We start from the raw sequence: 1,792 nt of genomic DNA, 5'->3' as shown, positions 1-1,792 counted from the left end.
CCGCGCCCGGCGAGGCATGACGCGGCCGGATCAGGGCGCGTCCCACTGGGCCAGGTGCAGCAGCACCCCGGACGGATCCCAGACATAGGTGACCAGGGCACCGTAGGGCTCCTGCCGGGGCGGCGCCACGCGGGCACCGGGAAAATCGCCGTCGGCGATGAGCCCGGAGATGTCCCGGAAGCAGGCCGCGGCGTCGCGCACGGACAGGTGCAGCATGCTGTTCTCGGCCCACTCCCTGACGTGGAAATTCTGCAGATAGAAACGCGAACCGCCGAGGCGGAACAGGGCCAGGTTTTCGTCCGACCACTCCAGCTCGCAGCCGAGCGCCGCGTAGAAACGCAAGGACAGCGCGAAATCCTGCGCCGGCACGAAGGTGCGGAGATCGGTGGCATCGATGCTGATCATGGCGGGGACATCCTGCAGATGTGGCTGGGGGCGGAAACAGGAAGGCCGGATGTCAGCAGCACTGGCATCCGGCCTTCACGGCTGCGGATCAGAGCTCACTTCTCGACGAAGGCGCGCTCGATCACGTAGTCGCCCGGGGCATGGCTGGTGCCCTCGACGAAACCGCGCTTGTCGAGGATCTCGACCAGGTCCTTGAGCATGCTCGGGCTGCCGCAGATCATGATGCGGTCATGCTCGGGATCGAACGGCGGCAGGCCGATGTCCTCGAACAGCTTACCGGACTCGATCAGGTCGGTCAGGCGGCCCTGCTGCTGGAAGTCCTCGCGCGTCACCGTCGGGTAGTAGATCAGCTTGTCGCGCACCAGCTCGCCGAAGTGCTCGTCTTCCGGCAGGTCTTCGGTGATGTGCTCGAAGTAGCCCAGCTCGTTCTTCCAGCGCACGCCATGGGTAAGGATGACCTTGTCGAAGGCCTCGTAGAACTCGGGATCGCGCACCACGCTCATGAACGGTGCCAGGCCGGTGCCGGTGGAGAGCAGGTAGAGGTTCTTGCCCGGCTTCAGGTTGTCCATGATCAGCGAGCCGGTGGGCTTGCGCGACACCAGCAGGGTGTCGCCGACCTGCAGGTGCTGCAGGCGCGAGGTCAGCGGGCCGTCCTGCACCTTGATGCTGTAGAACTCGAGGTGGTCGGCGTAGTGCGCGCTGACCACGGAGTAGGCGCGCATGAGCGGCTTGCCGTTGACCTCGAGGCCGATCATGACGAACTGGCCGGTCTTGAAGCGCAGCCCCGGATCACGGGTGGTGGTGAAGCTGAACAGCGTGTCGTTCCAGTGATGGACAGACAGCACCTTTTCCTGGGCAAACGCGGACATGGGACCTCTCCGTTGCGTACCGGCCCGGCGCACCGGACCTCTGAAATGTGTCGGCGACCGCACGGACCGCCAATGACAAGTGCCGGATGATACCCAGTCGCATTTCCCGGTTGAAGTCAGGATTTGCAATATTGCATATCAGCGAAATGAATTTAGGCATGTCTGATCAGGAGAATCCCTGATGACGGAGGCCTGATGTGACCGCTTGGTCGGAATGACATCATCTGCCCCCATATTGGCATTCCCTGCCCTCTGCAAGGCCGGATCGGCATGCAAACGTGGCCGATCGCCAGCGCATCGCCTGCTGGCCAGCAGCCACAGGAGCGCGCTCATGATCTACGAACACCCCGGCAAAAGCCTCGAAGTCTCGGCAATGGAAGCCGTTTTCCAGCGTCAGCGCGAAGCCTTCGACAACGCGCCCATCGCCACCGCCGAGCAGCGCATCGCCCACCTCAAGGCGCTGAGCGATGCCCTCAGGCGCCATCAGGACCGCCTCGGCAGCGAACTCAGCGCCGACT

Annotated in this window: 3 protein-coding genes; 1 reads left to right on the top strand and 2 read right to left on the bottom strand. The window is 64.0% G+C overall.

Annotated features, from left to right (window positions below; all coding sequences use genetic code 11):
* Window positions 1-30 precede the first annotated feature (30 nt).
* A complete protein-coding gene (locus tag C5O18_RS09095) occupies window positions 31-405 on the bottom strand; it encodes a VOC family protein (protein WP_105193294.1) in 375 nt (124 codons plus the stop codon).
* 95 nt (window positions 406-500) lie between these two features.
* A complete protein-coding gene (locus C5O18_RS09090; RefSeq protein WP_105193292.1) occupies window positions 501-1,274 on the bottom strand; it encodes a ferredoxin--NADP reductase in 774 nt (257 codons plus the stop codon).
* 331 nt (window positions 1,275-1,605) lie between these two features.
* On the opposite strand from C5O18_RS09090, the gene C5O18_RS09085 reads away from it, so the two are divergent.
* Window positions 1,606-1,792, top strand: a 187-nt coding sequence (locus C5O18_RS09085; protein WP_241146807.1) for a hypothetical protein, incomplete at its 3' end; no start/stop codon positions are given.

Origin of the sequence: Amnimonas aquatica (assembly GCF_002943415.1) — a bacterium.
Lineage (GTDB): Bacteria > Pseudomonadota > Gammaproteobacteria > Pseudomonadales > Moraxellaceae > Perlucidibaca > Perlucidibaca aquatica_A.
The sequence above is the reverse complement of the archived record's forward strand: the minus strand, read 5'-3'. Positions and strand labels throughout refer to the sequence as shown.

Coding starts and splice junctions, on each gene's coding strand:
- C5O18_RS09095 (WP_105193294.1), bottom strand. CDS start 405: ATGATCAGCATCGATGCCACCGATCTCCGCACCTTCGTGCCGGCGCAG.
- C5O18_RS09090 (WP_105193292.1), bottom strand. CDS start 1,274: ATGTCCGCGTTTGCCCAGGAAAAGGTGCTGTCTGTCCATCACTGGAAC.